Origin of the sequence: Microbulbifer sp., from assembly GCF_036563125.1 — a bacterium.
In the GTDB taxonomy this organism is placed as follows: domain Bacteria; phylum Pseudomonadota; class Gammaproteobacteria; order Pseudomonadales; family Cellvibrionaceae; genus Microbulbifer.
Genome location: NZ_DATCMV010000062.1, coordinates 1 through 3,383 on the forward strand (window position 1 = coordinate 1; position 3,383 = coordinate 3,383).

Annotated in this window: 1 protein-coding gene; it reads right to left on the reverse strand. The window is 58.3% G+C overall.

Annotated features, from left to right (window positions below):
* Positions 1-3,383: PQQ-dependent sugar dehydrogenase (locus VIL80_RS04795; protein WP_332035010.1), on the reverse strand; the 3,383-nt coding region annotated here is incomplete at both ends.

Consider the following 3,383-nt stretch of genomic DNA (forward strand, 5'->3'; position numbering starts at 1 on the left):
CACGACGTCTTCCGGCATCCACGGCTCCCGCGCGCCGCCGACAAAACTGGAGGACTCGGCAATATTGCGTTGATCGCCGGTCTGCTGGCCATTGCCGCTGTTGAATACCAGATTGATCTCACCATTGTGCAGATCTTCTTGATCCACGTAATGGGTCCACCAGCCGTCGCTGTCCGGGCCCGCCATCGGCAGCCCGGGCCATTGCGTCAGTGCCTGGTCCTGGCCATTCACCGTAATCCACAGGTGTACATAGACCTGCGCCCAGTTCTGCGGATTGTCATAGCGCAGGGCAATACCGGAAAAGCCCTCCACCAGTGTCGCGGTGGCAATGAATTCTCCCAGCTCCGCCTGCACCGTCACCGCGCCATCGCCGTTTCTGGTGACAAGGCCATTCTGATCCACACTGGCGGGGCCACTCGTGATGGACCAGGTCACTTGGCCAAACAGATTTTTGCGGGTGCCATCGGCGCGCACACCGAAGGCCACCAGCTGGCGGCTGCTATCCAGTGCAATATCCGCAGGGCCAATTTCAAGCGCCGTGATACTGGTATCCACCGTAGTAACCGACACGGTCAGCGTCTCGCTGAAGCCACCCTGCTGTACCGTAATGGTGGCGCTGCCGGTAGCGCCGGCACGCAGCACGAATTCGGCCTCGTTTACGGATTCCACTGCGAGCACCGAAGGATCGCTGGATGCCACACTGGGTGCGACGCCTACAGGAACTTGAAAACCGTTGTCGAACAGCGCGTAGACCTGCACCGGAAGTAGATCACCGCCATTCAGGCGATCGCTGTTTGCCTGTAAGCGGATTCCCACCTGTTCTGCATCGGCGCTATCAATCCATTGCCGGAAAAGCGCTTCCGCTACCGAGTTGGTGTAGCGCGTGCCCTTGGGCATACGGTTGTTGTCAGTGGTCTGGTAGATATACACCAGGCTGCCGGCATGATCGAAAGGCCGCAGGCGAGCAGCGCCGCCGGTGGTTTCCACATTGACCAGACGCATGTCGGCCAGTGGCGTGTCATAGCGCAGATCCATAAAGCCACTGGCGTGGCAGTGGGAGCAGTTGGTGTCGAGGTAGGTGCGCGCGCGTTCGTCCAGATCCGCCGAGGTATCCGCGGCGTCGACAAACGTACCGTGGATTTCCGCACCGCCGATATTTTCCGTAAACAGCGCGATATTGTTGAATACATCTAGCTGATTGGCGACGGTTTCAGGTCCATCGCCGTACTGGAAATTGCGGTTCAACTGGCGCGTATGCATGGCCAGGGGGTCGCGACTGCCACTTCCAATGTGGCAGGATCCGCAGTCGGCGGCAGACTGTACCGCGCGCTGGCGGTTTTCAAGGCCGCCGTCCATCACCGTCAGCGATTCGGTCACCAGATCGGCGTCGTTACCGGCGCTGTTCCAGTAATAATTGGCCGCCTGCCATTTACCGGTGTCCTGACGGAACAGCACCGAGGTGGTAAAAGGCTGCGCGGGATTTTCCGCGGTGGCGATACTCTGGTGTTTGACCAGCACCGTGCCAACGGGAAGCTGCCAGTTCTCCGTTGCCTCGAAGTCGATCTGGCTATCGTTGGGCAGGGCAATAAAATGCCGCGTGCTGGCGCCGTCGAACCAGCCCTGGGTATTTAGGCTGTATTCCAGCACACCGCTGACCGGCGACAGTTTTTGCAGGTCGGAAAAAAGTCCGGTTTGCGAAAGCTTTGCGGGAATGACTGCCGCCTCGGCATCGTCATCCACCACTTTGTAGATCGTGGACTGACCGCCGTACTCGACGCCGTAGGTGGAAACCAGCAGGGTATCGCCACTGAGATCGGTGCCGAAAGATGCGATGTTCTCCGGGAACGCCTCGCTGATCAGCGACTTCGCCTCACCGTCCACAATCGACCAGATACGTTTGGTCACGTAGTCGCCGAAAACAAATCGGCCACTCAGGCCCGGCAGCGTATTGCCTCGGTATACCACGCCGCCAATAATGGAGAAGCCGGTGGGGTGGGCATAGCCGTCGCGCGGCGGTTCAAAATCCGTGCTGCAATTTTTGCCCGGGTCACCGCCCAGGTCACCGCGGTTATTGGTGCCTTCACAGATGGGCCAGCCGTAATTTTTCCCCTTTTCAATTAGGTTTACTTCTTCATAGCCCGCCTGCCCGACTTCGGTTTCCCAGAGTGTGTAAGGAGCCTCGGTATCAAAACTCCAGCGCCAGGGATTGCGGTGGCCATACGACCAGATCTCTCCGCGGAAGCCAGGCACGCCCACAAACGGATTGTCGGCGGGAATCTCGTAATACTTCCCACCCACCGGCTGGGCCAACGGTTTGATGCGGATAAAGGAACCCAGCAGGTTTGCCGTTTCCTGAGCACCATTGTTGGTGCGCGGGTCTTCCGGGTAGCTCATGGTGGCGCTGTGGCCGTAGGCACCGTCGCCAATACCCAGATAGAGGTAGTGATCCTCCGGGTGAAACTGCATCATGCCGCCCTTGTGGTCCGGGCCGCGCTGGGGAACACGCAAAATTTCCGCGCTGGAGCCGGCGATCACCTGCACGGGATTATTCGGATCATCCACCGTCCAGCGCTCAAGAATAGCATCGCCGTAACTACCATCCGCCGCGCGTTCATTGTCATCGGTGCCGTGAATGTAATAGACGTAAATGAAGCCGTTGCTGGCGTAGTCCGGATCAAATACCATGCTGAGCAGACCTTGCTCGTGGTAATTGCGCACCACGCCGCTGATGTTCAGCAGTTCGCGCACTTCCGTGGCCGCAACATCTGCACGGTTGGGAAAAACAAAGATCGATCCGGTTTTATCCACCACATAAAGAAGATCGTTGATTCCGTCGGGGATCACCATCACCGGCGACATGAACCGCCCCTGCAGGTTCGGGTAAGCCACCTCAAAACGGTAACTGCCACCGGACACATTGCCAGAGATGGGAAAATTCAGCGGTTGCTGCAGTAAAGGTCGGGTAGTTGGCGGCTGCTCCACCGCCGTTTCACCATCCAGCCCGCAGGTTTCCGCACCCTGCCACTGATCGCCGATAAAGCAGGGATTGCCGCTGTACTGAAGGTCGGCGGTCTGCGGCGCACCGTTATTATTGAAAATTACGCTGAGGGAATCCGGCATGACGCCGCTGCTTAGATCCTCGGAAAAATCGTAGCAGTAATAGTCGCCAACAGCGGTCATGGGACGGCCGGGCCAGCCCGGCAGGTTGCTAACACGCCCGCCCGGTTGCGGGTTCCAGAAATAGATATGTGGCGTCGCATAGTTCTGCGGGTTATCGAAACAGATACTGGTAGAGGTGTTTTCTGGCGGTGAGGTGATTTCCGTTACGCTGATGGCCTTGCTGACATCGTTGAAGGTGATGCGGTAGCTGCCATTTGCGAGCA